The sequence below is a fragment of the Niallia sp. FSL M8-0099 genome (assembly GCF_038006945.1).
GTDB lineage: Bacteria > Bacillota > Bacilli > Bacillales > Cytobacillaceae > Niallia > Niallia circulans.
Window position 1 is genome coordinate 1896617 of sequence record NZ_JBBOWF010000001.1, and the last position, 17221, is coordinate 1913837.

Annotated in this window: 16 protein-coding genes; 9 read left to right on the plus strand and 7 right to left on the minus strand. The window is 32.3% G+C overall.

The window, feature by feature from the left end; genetic code table 11:
• Positions 1–108: 108 nt before the first annotated feature.
• From glnA to NSQ92_RS09100, 8 genes are all read left to right on the plus strand, one after another.
• Positions 109–1443 (plus strand): type I glutamate--ammonia ligase, encoded by a 1335-nt coding sequence (gene glnA / locus NSQ92_RS09065; protein WP_341152591.1) that lies wholly within the window; start codon positions 109–111, stop codon positions 1441–1443.
• Positions 1444–1680: 237 nt separating this feature from the next.
• Positions 1681–2613: a manganese-dependent inorganic pyrophosphatase gene (locus NSQ92_RS09070; RefSeq protein ID WP_047943514.1), complete on the plus strand. Its 933-nt coding sequence runs from the start codon at positions 1681–1683 to the stop codon at positions 2611–2613.
• Between the two features lie 341 nt (positions 2614–2954).
• Positions 2955–3452: a redoxin domain-containing protein gene (locus NSQ92_RS09075; protein ID WP_341152592.1), complete on the plus strand. Its 498-nt coding sequence runs from the start codon at positions 2955–2957 to the stop codon at positions 3450–3452.
• Between the two features lie 217 nt (positions 3453–3669).
• Positions 3670–3801 carry an FbpB family small basic protein gene (locus NSQ92_RS09080; protein ID WP_031540139.1) on the plus strand — a complete coding sequence of 44 codons (132 nt, stop codon included), beginning with the start codon at positions 3670–3672 and terminating at the stop codon, positions 3799–3801.
• 64 nt (positions 3802–3865) lie between these two features.
• On the plus strand, positions 3866–4009 hold the full coding sequence (locus NSQ92_RS09085; RefSeq protein ID WP_016205356.1) for an acid-soluble spore protein N: 144 nt from the start codon (positions 3866–3868) through the stop codon (positions 4007–4009).
• A gap of 238 nt (positions 4010–4247) precedes the next feature.
• Positions 4248–6587: an AAA family ATPase gene (locus NSQ92_RS09090; RefSeq protein ID WP_341152593.1), complete on the plus strand. Its 2340-nt coding sequence runs from the start codon at positions 4248–4250 to the stop codon at positions 6585–6587.
• 812 nt (positions 6588–7399) lie between these two features.
• The gene (locus tag NSQ92_RS09095; protein WP_341152594.1) at positions 7400–9481 is read left to right on the plus strand and encodes a TerD family protein; all 2082 of its coding nucleotides are present in this window, start codon (positions 7400–7402) and stop codon (positions 9479–9481) included.
• Positions 9482–10332: 851 nt separating this feature from the next.
• Positions 10333–11220 carry a GIY-YIG nuclease family protein gene (locus NSQ92_RS09100; RefSeq protein ID WP_341152595.1) on the plus strand — a complete coding sequence of 296 codons (888 nt, stop codon included), beginning with the start codon at positions 10333–10335 and terminating at the stop codon, positions 11218–11220.
• 106 nt (positions 11221–11326) lie between these two features.
• Here the strand turns inward: NSQ92_RS09100 and NSQ92_RS09105 are convergent, their stop codons facing one another.
• Together NSQ92_RS09105 and NSQ92_RS09110 are read right to left on the minus strand one after the other, a co-directional pair.
• Positions 11327–11659, minus strand: coding sequence for a phage holin, LLH family (locus tag NSQ92_RS09105; protein ID WP_341151592.1), 333 nt, complete (start codon positions 11657–11659; stop codon positions 11327–11329).
• A gap of 70 nt (positions 11660–11729) precedes the next feature.
• Positions 11730–12902 carry an N-acetylmuramoyl-L-alanine amidase gene (locus NSQ92_RS09110; RefSeq protein ID WP_341152596.1) on the minus strand — a complete coding sequence of 391 codons (1173 nt, stop codon included), beginning with the start codon at positions 12900–12902 and terminating at the stop codon, positions 11730–11732.
• 290 nt (positions 12903–13192) lie between these two features.
• Here NSQ92_RS09110 and NSQ92_RS09115 point away from each other — a divergent pair, with 290 nt between their 5' ends.
• Entirely contained in the window at positions 13193–13720 is a 528-nt protein-coding gene (locus NSQ92_RS09115) for a serine O-acetyltransferase (protein WP_341152597.1), read from the plus strand.
• Here the strand turns inward: NSQ92_RS09115 and NSQ92_RS09120 are convergent.
• The 5 genes from NSQ92_RS09120 to NSQ92_RS09140 form a co-directional block, all read right to left on the minus strand.
• Complete coding sequence (locus tag NSQ92_RS09120) at positions 13717–15645, minus strand: hypothetical protein (protein ID WP_341152598.1); 1929 nt, start codon at positions 15643–15645, stop codon at positions 13717–13719. The genes NSQ92_RS09115 and NSQ92_RS09120 overlap by 4 nt on opposite strands.
• A 15-nt stretch (positions 15646–15660) precedes the next feature.
• Entirely contained in the window at positions 15661–15942 is a 282-nt protein-coding gene (locus NSQ92_RS09125) for a hypothetical protein (RefSeq protein ID WP_341152599.1), read from the minus strand.
• Between the two features lie 90 nt (positions 15943–16032).
• On the minus strand, positions 16033–16344 hold the full coding sequence (locus tag NSQ92_RS09130; protein WP_341152600.1) for a hypothetical protein: 312 nt from the start codon (positions 16342–16344) through the stop codon (positions 16033–16035).
• A gap of 267 nt (positions 16345–16611) precedes the next feature.
• Positions 16612–16803 carry a hypothetical protein gene (locus tag NSQ92_RS09135; RefSeq protein ID WP_341152601.1) on the minus strand — a complete coding sequence of 64 codons (192 nt, stop codon included), beginning with the start codon at positions 16801–16803 and terminating at the stop codon, positions 16612–16614.
• Positions 16804–16849: 46 nt separating this feature from the next.
• The gene (locus NSQ92_RS09140) at positions 16850–17209 is read right to left on the minus strand and encodes a hypothetical protein (protein WP_341152602.1); all 360 of its coding nucleotides are present in this window, start codon (positions 17207–17209) and stop codon (positions 16850–16852) included.
• Positions 17210–17221: the final 12 nt, after the last annotated feature.

Below are 17221 nucleotides of genomic sequence, written 5' to 3' on the forward strand. Positions count from 1 at the left end.
CCTAATAAAATTTTTAAAAAATTTAAAAAAAACATTGTTTTAACAGATTTTTTTTCTTATAATGAAATCAAGTTAGATAATAGAACATGAATTGTGAGGTAAGTTAACATGAGTGGAATTACATTAGAGAAAATTGAAAGTATTGTAAAAGAAAAAAATGTAGAATTATTACATCTACAATTTGTGGATATTGAGGGCATTTTAAAAAATATTACAATTACTGCTCAACAATTAGATGATGCTGTAGAAGGAAAAATCATGATTGACGGTTCATCCATTAAAGGATTTTCTCCTATTAACAAATCAGATTCTTATTTATTACCAGACTTAAACACATTTGCAGTTTTGCCTTGGACTGAAACAGAAGGATATTCAGAAGCACGGTTCCTTTGTTCTGTAACAAATCCTGATGGTTCTTTATTTGAAGGTGATACTCGTAATGTTCTGAAGAAAACAGTGGAGCGTGCTGCTGAAAATGGATATAGTATTTCTGTCGGACCAGAGTTAGAATTCTTCCTATTTGCAACCGACGAAAATGGATATCCAACTACAGAATTAGGGGATAGAGGCGGCTATTTTGAACCATCACCAAAGGATTTAGGAGAAAAAGTCCGTGTTGAAATTTTCAAAACATTAAGAGCAATGGGCTTCACTATCGAAGCACTTCACCATGAAGTAGCAGAAGGTCAACATGAGATTAACTTCAAATATGCAGATGCATTAACTGCAGCTGACTTGGCGACAACATATAAATGGGTTGTGAAAACAATCGCTTCTCAATATGGTTTACACGCAACGTTTATGCCAAAACCAGTATTCGGAATTAATGGTTCAGGAATGCATGTTAATATGTCATTCTTTAAAGATGGAGAAAATTGCTTCTATGATGCGAACGATGATTTAGAATTATCTGAAACAGCTTATTCATTTATTGCAGGTGTTTTAGAAAATGTTAAGAGTTTCGTAGCTGTTACCAATCCACTAGTAAACTCTTATAAGCGTTTAGTACCAGGATATGAAGCACCTTGCTACTTAGCATGGTCTGCCTCTAATCGTTCTGCTTTAATTCGTATTCCTGCAAAACGCGGAATGGCTACTCGTGTGGAGCTTCGTTGTCCAGACCCATCATCTAATCCATATTTAACATTTGCTGTTATTGCTGCAGCAGGTTTAGATGGAGTGGAAAGAGGTTTAAGAGCACCAGCACCAATTAACGAAGATATCTTCCATATGACAGATGAGCGTCGTGAAGAACTTGGAATTGACAGTTTACCTGGTGGATTAGAAGCTGCAATTGCTGAACTCGAAGCAGGAGAAATTGGTCTTAAAACACTTGGAGAGCATGTATTCACTGAGTATGTTGCTGCTAAGAAAGAAGAGTGGGATAGCTACCGAACAACAATCCATACTTGGGAAATTGAAAACTATCAATATAAATTCTAATTTACAAGTTAAATAGAAGATTCCAAAACTGCAAATAACCTCCTTTTCGGGTTGTTGATTTGCAGTTTTTCTTTTTATTCAAGCATTAAGGGTAATATTCATAATGTCTATAGGGGAATTGCCTATTCTTTTTTATGTTCTTTTCTTTAAATTCCGGTAAGTTATGATAAAATAAAGAAGGATGTATGAAACAGAATGGATACGTCATCAGATTATTGTAATAAGGAGATTTGCTAAATGGAAAAAGTATTGATATTTGGTCATAAAAATCCGGATACGGATACTATTTGTTCTGCGATTGCGTATGCAGAATTAAAAAAGGCACTTGGAGTAGAAGCAGAAGCTGTTCGTCTTGGTGACGTTAGTGGAGAAACAAAGTTTGCATTAGATTATTTTAAAACAGAAGCTCCTCGTTTTATTGAAAAGGCAGCTTCAGAAGCTAATTCAGTTATCTTGGTAGACCATAATGAATTCCAGCAAAGTGTGGAAGACATTAAAGATGTAACGATTTTAGAGGTAATTGATCACCATCGTATCGCTAATTTCGAGACAAGTGATCCTTTATATTACCGAGCGGAACCAGTGGGCTGTACGGCAACTATATTAAATAAAATGTATAAAGAAAATAATGTAGAAATCAAGAAAGAAGTTGCTGGATTAATGCTTTCAGCTATTATTTCTGATTCCTTATTATTTAAATCACCAACTTGCACAGACCAAGATGTACAAGCTGCCAAGGAATTAGCAGAAATTGCTGGTGTAAATGCAGAACAGTACGGATTAGACATGCTGAAAGCTGGTGCTGATTTAAGTGATAAAACAGTTGAACAATTACTAAGCATCGATGCAAAAGAATTTACAATGGGTACATATAAAGTAGAAATTGCACAAGTGAATGCAGTTGATACAAATGATGTCATTTCCAAACAAGCTGAATTAGAAACGTCTATTCAAGCAATCATCGACAAAAAAGGATTAGATTTATTCTTGCTTGTCGTAACGGATATTTTAAATAACGATTCTGTTGGTGTTGCTTTAGGCAATAAAGCAGAAACAGTAGAGAAGGCATTTAATGTATCATTAGAAAATAATAGCGCATTATTAAAAGGTGTCGTATCTCGTAAAAAACAAATCGTACCAGTTTTAACAGAGACTTTTGAAGCGCTATAATTACTTGTTTAAATAATCTTTTTAACACATGGTACTGATTTGGAAAGCAAACAATTGAAATAGAGGATAAGAGGCAGGTCTGTTCGCATGGTGAATGGATCTGTCTTTTTTATTGGTCTACATATGATTGTTCGGGTTTATATTTGGTTGGGTTTCTTGTGTCTCAGCTACTAAGGGAAAAAAACTGCCACTATAACTAGAGTGCAAATCATCTTTCTGTTATAAATTCAACTAATTTTACGCACTCAAACTAATAAATATAAATAAATTGGTTAATCTATAAGTAAGTTTACAATAGAATTTAGAAAAAATACTTTATCAAATAAGAGGAGGAGGGCATAGTGTCACTAAAAACAACTATTATTATATTCATGGTTTTTTCTAGCTTTTTCTTTATTATGTCCACTAATGTAGAAGCAAACACTGGTTTAAATATTGGGGAGGAAGCACCAGATTTTAAACTGAAAGATTTAAATGGAAAGACAGTGCGCTTATCTGATTATAGAGGAAAATCAGTCATGATAAATTTTTGGGCAACTTGGTGTCCACCTTGTAAAAAAGAAATGCTTGATATAGAAACTTTTTCTAAAAAAAAGCAAGATCACTGGTTTGTTCTAGCGGTGAATGTGGATGGTGGAAATGAAAAGGGAGTTAGACAGTTTGTGAAGGAAAGAAATTTAACATTCCCGATCTTAATAGATAATAACGATATGGTTTCAAATCAGTATGACATTCTAAGTATTCCCACAACGTTTTTTCTTAATGAAGATGGAATTATTATTAAAAAGGGCTTCACTATGTTAACACTTCAACAAATGATGGAAATGACAAAAGACTAACAGAGTAAAGTTCACAAAAAATTAACATTGTAAGCGCTTTACAACGGGTATAACATATACTATAATTACAAATGTAACAAAGGAGTGCACGCCTTGTTTATTTTCTGAAAAAATAAACTTTTCAAATAGATTTAAAGATTATTTCTTTTTATTGTAATAATTATCTAATTTTTTGGGAAATATGGAAATACAAAATACTTATTAAAGGAGAATAAAGATGAGAAAACCTCGTAAACGTTCATTTCAGGAACTTGTATTAGAAAATAAAATGCAATTACTAAAGGATAGAGAAGCGATTGAAAAAATTGAGGAACGGTTAGAAAGAAAGCATTTGAAAAAAGCTCGTTAATGTAGAAATTACCATCAATTCTACTTGTTCTTTTGAACAAACTATGGTAGAAGGAGATGATATGATGAGTAATCCTAAAAAAGACAGCAAACACTTTGTACCGAGTCATATTGGAACTAAATCTAGAAGCTTCGGCGGGAACAAAGGAAAGCAAATGCAGGATAAATCAGGACAACATGCTCAAGTAATACAAACAAAGGGCGAATAAATCCTTCCAATGGAATAAAGGAAGAAGAATAAAAAGCAATGGCTTCTTTTTTAATTGAGGCTATTGCTTTTTTGTTTTTTATAATTGAGTTACACATTTTCAGGGATAGTATATTGCAGCCTGCATATATTAATGGTTATTAGATTAACACAGTGTGAAAAGTACATAATCATTAACGAAAAAGAAGGAATATGTTAGTATTAATAAGGAATTAAATTTATTAAGAGATGTGAATGTATTGAATAACGAGAAAATAATTACAAATAGAAAATATCCAGAAATTTTCCTGATAGAAAAGGAATTTGAAGAACATGGATTTGTACAGGATGAAAAGAAAATTTTAAATGAAATACAAAAATTAACTGAGGCTGAGAATGGAAAAGAAATCTCTCAGTTATTAACGATTGCTGCCTTATCAAGAATGCACATCAATCAAGAAGATACGATCGCAGTTGCCTGGCTAAATAAAGCGATTGAGCTGGATGAAGAGAATAAAACAGCTCAAAAATACCTTTCCCAATTCGATTGGAAAAATTTCAGCGGCTTACTGGATTCACTGGTCTTTCCTAATATTCGCGAAACGGATAATCGGACCGCCAAACGAAAAATCGCTGAGCAATATATTAATAATTGCCGCTCGTTTTTAGAACAGATGGATGAGGAAGCTGCCCATCTGCAAAATCAGAAAAAAAATGCCTCCCTATATGAAAATGTGGGAGCTGTTGCTAAATATGAAGCAATTGAAGAGTTATTACAAAAGGTAATGGAGAAAACTTCTCAGTTATTAAAATCAGCTGAAGAGTATGAAGAGTCTATTAGTGGTGTTTTTCACACATCGATTTATTATGAGAGTGTAAAAAAATTAATTGAAGAACTGACTGAATTAAAAGATGAATGGACAAGCCTATTTGTAGAAGAGGATGAGGAAGACAACAAGACTCTTTCCTCTTTAGAAGAACTGCAGCAAATGATTGGGTTAGATGCTGTAAAAAAAAGAGTTCATGATTTTTATCAATTTTTACATTATCAAAAATCTCGGAAAAAGCTAGGCTATAATATTCAAGATGAATTAAGCTTGAATATGATCTTTACTGGAAATCCAGGTACTGGGAAAACTACTTTGGCAAGGTTGATGGCAAAAATTTATCATGAATTAGGCGTACTGCCAAGCGCTGAAGTAGTGGAAACTGACCGTTCTCAATTAATCGGCGGCTTTATGGGCCAAACAGAGGAAAATGTCCGTTCTGTTGTAAAACAAGCGGTTGGCGGTGTCTTATTTATCGATGAAGCTTATAGTCTAAAAAGAGAGGGTCAGTCTGGAAATGATTATGGCCAAACAGCAATAGATACTCTTGTATCTTTAATGACAGGTTCAGAATTTGGTGGTAAATTTGCTGTCATTTTAGCGGGATATCCTGAAGAAATGCGCCAATTTTTGGACGGGAATCATGGTTTAAGAAGTCGGTTTCCTGCTTCTAATATGATTCATTTGCCTGATTATACACCATCGGAATTATTGGTGATTGGAGAAAGAATTGCTTCTGCGAATGACTATGTCATGACAGAGGACGGAAAAAAGGCATTGCTAAAAAGGCTTGAGAGAGAACAAGTTGATGAGAGCTTTGGAAATGCTCGAGCTGTTCGTAATATTGTGCTGGATGCAATATTCAGCAAAGGCTCTCGAAAAGCAAACGAACAAGAAATATTTAAATATACACTATTGCAAGAAGCTGATTTTGTTTGTGAAGAAGAGGACAAACAAATTGATCCTGCAAAAGAGCTTAATGAATTGATTGGTTTATCAAAAGTAAAAGAGGAAATAAAAAAAATTATTGCGCTTGTTAAAGTGCAGCAATTAAGACAGGCTAAAGCCAAAAAGAATCTGCCTATTCAATTGCACGCTGTCTTCACGGGAAATCCAGGTACCGGTAAAACTACTGTTGCTAAATTATACGCCCAGTTTCTTAAGGATTGCGGAATATTAAAAAGAGGTCACTTAGTTGTTACAAGTAGAGCTGACTTTGTTGCCGGCTATGTTGGTCAATCAGCTATCAAGACAAGAAAAAAAATAAGAGAAGCGCTTGGCGGGGTGCTATTTATCGATGAAGCATATTCCTTAGTAGGAAATGGCGGTCAGGATTTTGGTAAAGAGGTCGTTGATACATTAGTCATGGAAATGACAAAGCACAATGAGAATTTAGTTGTTATTCTCGCAGGATATCCGAATGAAACAAATACTCTATTACAAAGCAATCCAGGATTAACGTCAAGGTTTAAAAAGTTTATCCATTTTGAAGATTATTCTGCAGCAGAATTAGTTGAAATCATGCAGTTATATGCGGGTAAATACGATTATTTATTATCAACTGATGCAATCCAATTACTGCAAAATATGCTGCCGACTGTTTCTACAGACGGAAATGGACGATTTGCAACTAATTTAATCGATGAAGCAGTTCAATTACAGGCTTTACGATTATCTGAACAATTGGAACAAGGAATAGATGCAGATGTTTCTACAATAACTGCTGAGGATATCGAAAGTGTGCTAAAAGAGAAAAAGAAAATCGATGAATAGGCTGGGGACGAATATGGATGGACAATTAATTACTTTATCTCCAGAAGGGATATAGAATTGTATTATGCTGATATCGATATGATCGGGGTCTCGTTAACAAATGAAAAAAAGGATAAGTGTCAAACAATTACAGCATAAACCTTGGTATATAGGGATTTACAGGCGTTTCTTATGTGGTTTTTACCTTACTGTTTTTTCCTAACTTATCCTGAATTATTCAAATAATTAACAAATTGCTGTGATTAAGGACCATCCATGATAATCACGGTGACAACAAGTAGTAAAAAATATGCGTCGATTTGTTTATCTATTCAATGTTAGTCGCTAGAAGGGACATAGTTGTAGGTGTGGGGAGAGCTTAGAAGGGTGGCATTTCTTTGTTTTCTGAGAGTGAATGGAGAAAAATAAACGTAATATTAAGAAATGGAAATCGTGAGGAAGAATTTGTGGCCTATATGTATAAGAAAAAACTGAGGCTGAAAGAGAAAAAATAAATAACTTATATTAGGTACACTTTCATTATTGGGCAAATGAAATACTCACTCGTAGAACTCCTTAGCCACAGACTTAAAAGAAACAGATTTTAAATCGATCTTGATGCGTTTGAAGGTATATATTTGCTCTTGGTACGTCTTAGTATTAAAAATTTAGACAAAAAAAAGTAAAATAAATACAAATCTAAAGAGCCTGCAAGAATATTATGGAGAAAGTCAGATAGAAACAGGGTGAAAAGTGAAGATGAAATGTAAAATTAAAATAAGTATGGTGTGTGGATGGAAGTGTTAGAGTTATTTTACAATTGGAGTGATTAAATGGTTATAAATGATATTTACCTAAGAAGAAAAAACAAATTACTATTGAATATAGGTAATGAAAAAACTCCACAGAAAAACTACATTGCGACAATATTATTAAACATTGATAATTTGGGATTTACATTATCGAAAAATATTATTGAAATCCTATATACATATTCCACAAGTCAATTAAACAGTTTCTACATTGCTTTAATTAAAAATTTAAAAGAGTTAGTAGGAGCTAACAAACAATACAATCCAATGTATCCTAACTTTCCTCACCAAGTAATGGATGCAGATAACTCCGAGTTATTCATTAATGCTATTTTTCATTACTGGTCATTTGGATCATTACTTCCTAATTATAAAAAAGAAGAGAGATTACCATTATATGATATAACAACCAAGAAAGTAATAGAGATAGGTACCGAGGAAGAATTTGAAAGTATTTTTATAAATCTATTATCTTCTAAAACTTCTATTTCTGAAACTGATAAAGAGGATTTAAGATGGTTTTTCAATGAATATCCTGACAAAGTTAACAATATCTTACCTAAAGAAATACCTTCAAAAGAAAATGTAGCTTTGTTATCTAAATTGTTACTGCATAATAACATAAATACTTCTGTATTATTTGATTATGTAAAGATAGCTACTGATGTATTAAGAATTGCCGTTGCTATGTCAGAAGGAGATATTAGTTTAGCAACTAATACAAAGTTTAAAAGTTTCAAACGTAAGGAAAGACGTTTATTAATGTCCTTATTAGAAAATTGTTCTAATATTGAAGAGGATATGAAACGATATAAGAATAGATGGATTAGAATAGGTGAAAGATTACATCCTACAGAATTCAAAAGATATGAAAAAGTAAAAGAGGCTTTTACTAAGCTGAGAAATAATCAACCAATTCAAACATTTAATGGTGTGTTAACTGATGCGTTAGAAAATAATAGAATGGATCAAGCATTATCTTTATTAGTGAAAAGACCAGGGGAATTCGCACGTAAATTAGATCATTTAATAAGGTTGCATACTAACCCAAATGTAATACTAAATGAATTTAAAAATGTGGCGGATAGTGTTGAAACTACAGTGCTATTGCAAGTTAGAGAGCACTTTAAAAATAGAAATAATCAAAAAGAGAAAAGAACATTTTTCCCTAAAGGTAATGTTGCTAAATTATTTGTCATAGATAATAACCTTCCTGAGATTGAGGAGAATATATGCAATAGCATAGTACAAATCTGCGAAAATAGTTTAGTAAATGAGTATAAGAAAAGGGACTATCTTGGTAAGGTTTATCTAGATGAATCATTAAAAAATTATCTTGTGCCTTTTTCGCAACGGTCAGCAAGTAAATCACTTAAATCAGTAGTAAGAGGTTCAAAATTAGATATAAGCGATTCAACCAGTACTATTCGCTCCTTTATTTATTGGAAAGAAAATAATTTGGATAGGGCAGATATAGATTTGTCTGCAGTAATGTATGATGATAATTGGAATTATTTAGAGCATGTGTCCTATACAAATCTGAGATCATCAAAGTATAAAGCTTTTCATAGTGGGGATATTACTTCAGCTCCTCATGGAGCAAGTGAATTTATCGATTTAGAAATTGATTCTGTTAGAAAATTTGGAGGAAGATATATAGTACTTTCAATTCAATCCTTTACTGGTCAAACTTTTAGTGAGTTACCCGAATGTTTTATGGGATGGATGGATAGGGAAAATCCTAATTCTGGAGAAATTTACGAACCTAAGACAGTCGAGAACAGAATGGATGTAACTTCTGAAGCTAGAGTAAGTATACCTATGATAATCGATCTTCATGAAAACAAAGTGATATGGACAGATATAGCACTTAGAAACAATCCTGATTATTACAATAATGTGGAAGGTAATAAAATAGGTATGGTATTAATGGGTAAAGCAATGACTACTTTAATTAAACCTAATCTTTATGAGTTAATAGAATTGAATATTAAGGCAAGAGGGGAAAAATGTGATAATATAGAAGAGGCAGATATTGTATTTTCTATAAATCAAGGTGTTACTCCTTTTGACCAGGATGTAATTGTGTCACAATATTTATAAGTTAAAATTGGGCTATTGCTCGTCTTCCTTCTATATCCATCTTCCTGAATTAGATGAGCAAATTCCCCGATTGTATAATTAAGGCTATGTTATATCTTCCTTCAAACTACAATCTGTGTGAATGAATTAGATATGACAATTTCCTTTATAAAGGTTAGGGTGATAATAGCCCTGACCTTTTATTGAATTGGATTTATTTAAAAGATGTAGTATTATGGATAATATTCGGTGGTACTCCTTTCTTTGTTTTGAAGCAGTAAAAACCAAGGAATCGGACTACTTAAAATGCTTTCTAATGAAAAATTAAATTCTAGTTGATACCATTTACATACATAAAATGAGTAATATTATGACTGTATTAAAAGAATTTGTTGAATAAATAAAAAGGAGTAAGTGTAAGTCGCTATTATAAGTAATTTAGTTGATGAATTTATGAGACTAGGTGAAAGAGTTATTTAATAAAACAGCTTATATATAATTGCTGGACAATAAAAATCTTTTTAAGAACCTATGGTCATATATTACATCAATTGGCATATCTGATGCAGTTGCGAAATTTAACGTTATCACAGAGTGATAAAAATGGTGATTATTTTATAAAAAGTTGAGTAAAGGAAGTGCTAGAAACCGTGGTATATGTGAGTTCTAGGAATATTGAATTATATTATGCTGATACCGATATGATGGGTGTTATTTGAAGTATTTTCGTTAAATATACAAGTTTAGAAACGTTGACATAGAGCTAAAAAGCTTGTCCTATAAGGTTTTTATATGATAGATTACCATTTGTGACTTCTTCCTAAGCTTTTCTAAAACGTCCTAAAAAATTACTAAATGCGGTGATTTTATATGTGATTTTTAGGCGTTTTTGGACAAGTTGTGATTTTCCTTGTGATTTTAAATCATATATAAATATGCGTCGGTTTGTATATGAATTCATAATAAGATACTTGAAGGAGACCCTTCGAGGGAGTGGGGAAGAGGTTAGAAGGGAGGTTACTGCTTTGTTTTCTGAAAGTGAATTGTCTTGGATGAGAGAAGTATTAAAGGATGATGGAGTGCTCAGAATTTCACCATCATACTTTTATAAGTTGAAAACGGATTATGAGAGAAACTCAAAAAGAGAACAAACAAGAAAAGAGCTAGACTTAATCAGAAATAGAAATAAGAAATACTCTCCTGAAGATTTGTTAAAACTTAAAAATTATAATATAAGAAGACAATTAAACATGGAAGATATCGCAGGAATATACGTAATTCATAATGTGGATTTAGATAAATACTATATTGGTCAAGCTAAGAGTATATTTGATAGAGTATATCAACATTTCAAAGCTAATTCGGGAAATGCAGAAGTATTTCAAGATTTTAAGTTAGGTGATTATTTCGAGATCTCAATAATACCATTGGGTCAAGTTAACTTTGGGGATTTGAATGAATTAGAAGATAATGCAATTAGGGCTTATAATTCTATGTATCCGAATGGATATAATAAGGTTATGGGGAATTTACCAACTAAAGTATTTTTTCTTAAAGAGGAATATAGTGAAGTAGCAATGTTGATTTTAGATAGAATGGACACAGAACTATTAGATAGTTTAACAAATGTTAAAACTAGAAAACGGTTTTTATTTAAGTTGTACAAAGAGTATAACTTACCTAGTAATGGAAATTTTCATTCGAACTTCATTAAACTACTTACTGAATATAATAAGCAGAAAAAAGGTAATAAAATTTAACTTTTATGGAAACATTATAAGTACCACTGTTTATCACTTAGAGTTAATTCATGAAGATAGAAATCCAGTGAGGTTATTCTCCATTTCCTCACTGGGTTTTCTTATGTTATTTAGATGCTGCTTTAACTTCTTTGACTACAGCTTCAATTAATTGATTCAATTCTTCTTCACTAATTTTAATTTTCTTAGATGCTAAGAGATCTAATAATTGTCCTTTCGCAATTTCGAACTTTTCTTCACCTTTTAATTCATGTGAAACTTGTTCTACTGCATTGACAACGATTTTAACTAAACCTTTATTATGTTCTAATTTAGCAAGCAAACCTTTTTGTTTTAAAAATTTAGTCACGTAAGTTGTGATAATACCAGCGAATGCAACTAACACAGTTGATAATAATTCAATAAATTGACTTTGTAATAATTGCTGAATAGCTTCCATTTCATATTCCTCCTAAAGTTTTATAAATAAAAATCCCCAACTGAGCGAACAGAAGGGGAGTGATGACGTATTAAGATAAGTCGCTAGTTTTAACCCATGAATAAATTTCTTTCAATAAAACTTTGCCACTACCAACTTGTTGAATTGTATATTTTTTACCTTTGATTGACTTAGGAATACTTTCACCAGTTGCATATTTAGTTGCAGAGGATTTTAAGGTAACCTTAGCTCCAACTTTTATAGTAGGGGAAGAAGTAGCTTTTGTACTTACTTTAGCCCCACTAGTTAACTTTTCTAACAATTTAATATTTTGGTCAGCAGTACCTTTATAACCACTAATTCCATATTGTTTAGCTAGTTTTTCACGATTAGAAAAGCTAGAATCCATTTTATTAGCATTCATCCAGTCAACTAAACCTAAATTCTTAGGGTTGCCGTTCGTTTTAGGAGTTGATTTAGATGGAGAAGCAGGTTTCTTTCCAGCTTGTAACAGATCGAGCAACTTTTCGTTTTGGGAAGCAGTACCACTATAATTAGCTATACCGTATTCTTTGGCTAATTTTGCACGATTATTGTAACTTGAATCCATCCCTTTAGACTTCATCCAATCAACCAATCCTAAGCTTGTAGATGGCTTAGAAGGGGAATTAATTACTTCAGATTTAACTTCTTCTTTAGGAGCTTCGATAACTTTTTCGTCAGTTTTATTTCCACCTTTTAATGCTTTTAATTCATTCTCTATTGCTTTCAGGACTTCGTTCCATCTTCCAGCATCTAATATTCTATGAGGGCAATTTTTAACATAAGAAGAGTAACCTTTTTTAACCCCAATTTCAGTCCATGATTTGTGAGTACGAACTCTATCAACTCCCCAATTACGTTCATGTAAAAGTTGAGCGATAAATTTAATTGCTAATGCTTCAGCTTTTTTATATTTTTCTCCACCAGATTTAGAATAACAAACTTCAATACCGATTGATTTTCTATTGCCGTCACCTTTGGAACTATCGCCAGTATGCCATGCGTTACGGTTGAGTGGTAAACCTTGAACGACTTCTTTATCATCAATAGCAAAGTGATAAGATACTTCACTGTTGTTTCCGATCATATATTTGACCTCATTCTGTGCACTAGCATCGTTTGCAGTATTATGGAAAGTTATATATTCAGCATCCATAGAGTAGGGGCATTTAATACTATATTTAGAAGACGAAACCAACATTTCTTTTACTTTTATACTCATTACAAATTCCTCCTAATTATTTTTTTTGCATATAAAAAAGGAGCTTCCGATTTCTCAGAAACTCCTTAAATGCCAAACTATTAAATTTATATCCTCATATTAATATTCTTTATTGAGGAATATATCTTGGTTATTAATAACAAGTCATACTTTTATATTCCTTGTATATCTATAATAAATAAGGAATATTATTTCCGAAATATAATTTTCATTACTTAGTTGTAGTCTTTATCATTGTTCGTTATAATGAATATTGATAATGAGTCTAAATCGAGAAGGAGTGATAGTATTTGTTTAAAAAATTAAGAATGGATTTTAATGTTAACAATGTAAAAGACCCATTAATATCAAGTTTATTGATTACTTATCGATTTGGAAATTGGATTTACTATGATTTACATGTACCAGTAATTAAGCAATTATTTAATATAATGTATAAACTATTAGACTTATTATTTGTTAGAATTTGTAACCATTCTGTTATCCCAGCAAAATGCAAAATAGGAGGGGGGCTTAGATTACCACATGGAGGAAACGGAATAGTTATTCATCCTAATGTAACTATAGGAGAGTATGCTACTATATTTCATCAAGTTACCATAGGTAATAAAGATACCCCAACTAATTCATACGGTTCTCCCGTTATCGGTGATAAATTGTTCATAGGATCTGGAGCAAAGGTGTTGGGAGAAGTGAGATTAGCAAACAATGTTGTTATCGGAGCTAACTCAGTTGTACTAATGAACGTTCCTTCCAATTCAACAGTTGTAGGTGCACCAGCAAGAATAGTAAATAATTTACGTGATAAAGTAATTTAAAGCTGTGTGAAAATAGGAAGCCCTTCATCGCTAACAGTTAGTCTAAACCTTTTACCATTTTGAGATCGAAGTATAATTCCTTTTGAACTATCTAATAATTCTATATCTTCTGTTGTCGAGAGATGCTCAGTTGGGCTATAGGGGGAAAGAGATCCTTCTGTTAATCTTAATGCGACAATATAAGTTGGTGAGCCCTGTGCCATACTCTCAAAGGTCATTTTTGAATAGGTTCTTGATCCTACCGGGGCTTTACTGTCCAACCCTTGAATTTTCCTCCACCTATTAGAAACTGTAAAAGTCGAATCATAAATCGAACTATTATTGTTAGCAATTAGTTTTGTTCTAATTTGGTTCGGTGTAAAAACAAACATAGAAAAATTCATACTATTTTCAGTCGAATATACCTTGTTTAATGATATTTCTACAAAAGGATTGCCCGTTCCCGTAGGAGTAAATTTTATTATTGTACTTATCTTGCCGATTTCTTTGACCATTTCTTCAGTAAACACAGGGACTGATGAAGTGTCTTTAATTATCTCTATACTTGTATTCGTGAGACTCCAACTAGATATAATTTCTGGATTTTTCAACAAATTCCCTCCTGAAATAGGAGTGGTGTATTTTTGAATACGATCATTAAAATTTCTCAATTCTGACAAATCAGGTATAGATGAAGTTGCCTTACCATTTATTATCGTTGTTGTAACATTTAATCCATCAAGATTAGCAGATGAAGATAAGTAATCTATGTATGCTGACCCTATCGATCCAGAATTAGTGGATTTAATCAATTGACCAGTGAGAGAAGATATGTCTACGTTGTTTGCCAATCTACCTAAGTAAGCTGCATATTTTTGTTTCTCAGGAAGAGGCTTTAAGGTATCAGGTAATGGGTACTCCCATCCTTCACCGGTGAAACTAGCTCTACTCCATGAAAAGCCAAATCCATCAATTGAGAGATTACTACTAGTAGCTTTATTTAGGAGCTTGATTGCAGCTTCACCGATCTGTTCAAATCTTACAAATTGTAAGTTTCCAGATATACCAAAAACTGTTGATAGAGCATCGTAATTATCAGAGTCTTTAACTTGATATATTCCATAAGGTGAAAAGCCCATATGAACTCTGTTCATTTTAAATGCGTCTATGCCACCATAATGATTAGATTGAGATTGAATCCCACACATTATCCCACAAAAAGCACCTTTGATATCTCCACCTTGAAGGTAATAATCTCCACTGTTTTTTCGGATGTAAATACCAATCAACCCATGAATATTACAATCATAAAAAGTATGATGTCCTGATGTAGAGTCAGATAATATACCCACTTTTATATTTTTAGTAACTACGTTCTTAAATACAACTCTTGCTGAACCAGAAATACGAATTCCACATAATCCCGTACTAAACATTTCATACTTATCTTGATCAAAGAATGTTTTATTAATATGAGACGCTAAGTTGCTTGCGTTGTAGTCAGTGTTTCCCCATATTGTAATGTTTTCTACACTAGGATAACCTCTATTAATCTCGAATGCTGGTAGTAAATCAGAAGGGGTTTTTGGTTCAAATTTAATTAGAACGCCTTTATCTCCACTATCAATATATGTACCTTCTCCAATTATTGCTTTAGCTTTGTTTATAATAGTATCAGTAATGAGGTAACTATATTCTTTTGCAGGAATCAATAAGACATTATTATAATTACATGCATCCATTGCTGATTTAAAAGCTAGTGTCCAATCCCATTCCCATTCATTTTGAGTAACTTCTTTATTTGGTATCAAATGTTCAAACTCTTTTATATTGATCTCATTTCCTATTTTTTTACTAACTTTAACTAAATCAGCTTTTTCGGCTTTTTCTTTTAATTGAGAATCTATTTTTTGTATATTTGACAAATCATTTGTGAACAAAGACATGATTTCACCTCACTTTTAATAAGCGCCTCGCCACTTAAATTCAATATCTTTTTCTTCAATGATAAAACTAGTCACTTCTACGTCTATTTCTGTACTTTCAAATCCATCTCCAGCTTCGCAAAACAGTCTTTTTCCGTTAACTAAAATATGACAATCGCTTTTGTTTTTAAATGAAAACTTATAAAATGATTTCACTACATTATGCCAATTTGCAGGAGTAGAGGGGACTAATTCTTGATTACTAGTTGAAATTTGAATATCTTCACTCCCATCGAATCCTGATCCCTGTCTAACCATAGGACACCTCCTTGATTTAATTAAAAAGGACATCCATTTTTATGGGTGTCCTGTAAAAGTTATTAAATGAGTATAAATATTAGATAAAAGTCACCTTTTATCATTATCTTTCTTTGCTAAAGCTTCAAGACTGCCGACACGATCATCAATTTTCCCCAAGTGATCTTGAATTGCTTCCAATGTAGTTGCCGTTTGTGATTGGGCTTCATTCGATCTCTCTAGGTGATCCATAAGCTTATCTTCTCTATTTTTTGATTCAACTCTTGATTCTTCATACAAGTTAATTAAATTGTTTTCTCTTGATACTGAATCTTTCCTCATTTCACGCAAAACGTAAGCAGCTAACGATATACATAAAATTGCCCATACGAATTGTGATGAGGCAATATCACTTATATTCATTTTCTATCCTCCAATCAATAAAAATAGCACTCTTTAATTAGAGTGCTTATTGCGGTTTAGTTTCCAATTAAACTCTTTAATCATCTTCATCAGTCATTTCTCTATAGTTACAATCTTGACGAATAAAAGCTACTTCCATATCCATGGATGAGAACTCTTATAAGTTATTGGATTTACAATTTGGACAAATTATTATAAATTTCATAGGTTTCCCCTCCTATGATGCTGTCTAACTCTTCTAAACCATTTTAAGTGATATAAGTTGCTTTAAAGCCCAAACATATATAAGGATTTATGTGCCTTGATTGATACTGGCAAATTATTCACCGCTGCCCAACCTTCACATCCTTCCTTCTCACAACTACAAGGTAAAGTAATTAAATTATAATCATTGTGATATTCATCAATAGTAATGGCTGAACGTTCACAATAACGTTTTTCAAATTCTTCTATCGTCATTTTTTGACCTCCTGTTTCTAACCTAATAACCCTATTCATATAATTCCTAAGCAACTTGCCCTTCTTCTAAAATGTCTATTGCATTTGAAAACTCATCCAAACTCTTAAGGTGATTATATCCTTGTCTAATAAAATCAGGGGAATCATTTGCTACGGATGGAATAAATTTAAACGTGTCAACCTTTATAAGCCAACTCTTTGAAGAATCTATATACATATTTAACACGATTGTTAATTCTTCTTTACTACCCTCTATTCGATCAATCATATAATACGCATTATTAATATTAATAGTTTGTACAATGCTTTCCCTTACGGTCGGGAAATTCAATTTAAAGTTTTCGTCATACTTAACCATATCATTTGTATAACTTAAAGTTATAGTGGTGCTCATTTGCAACGCCATGTTTTCACTCCT